This is a genomic window from Lactobacillus fornicalis, assembly GCF_055362665.1.
Genome location: NZ_JBLTIM010000078.1, coordinates 1 through 232, shown reverse-complemented (window position 1 = coordinate 232; position 232 = coordinate 1). Strand labels below are relative to the sequence as shown.

Below are 232 nucleotides of genomic sequence, written 5' to 3'. Positions count from 1 at the left end.
GGTGTATCACCATCTTTGAAGACAATGTGAGTTGTTTGTTCAGTTGGTGTCTTTGGTTGTACCTTAACTACTTTATCTTCTGGGCTTGATCCATCGCCTGGGAAATCAATTGTTGTTGGCACCTTTTCACCTGGCACTAATTCATAACCTTCTGGAATTGTTGTGTCTGGTACTTCAACAGTCTTACCTGCTTCACCTGGGACTGTTACTTCCTTAACTGGCTTGTCTCCAT

1 protein-coding gene is annotated in these 232 nt (G+C 42.7%); it reads right to left on the bottom strand.

Going from position 1 to position 232, the window contains the following annotated elements; all coding sequences use genetic code 11:
* On the bottom strand, nt 1-232 hold a 232-nt coding region (locus ACNDLV_RS08225), incomplete at both ends, for a hypothetical protein (RefSeq protein WP_498883110.1).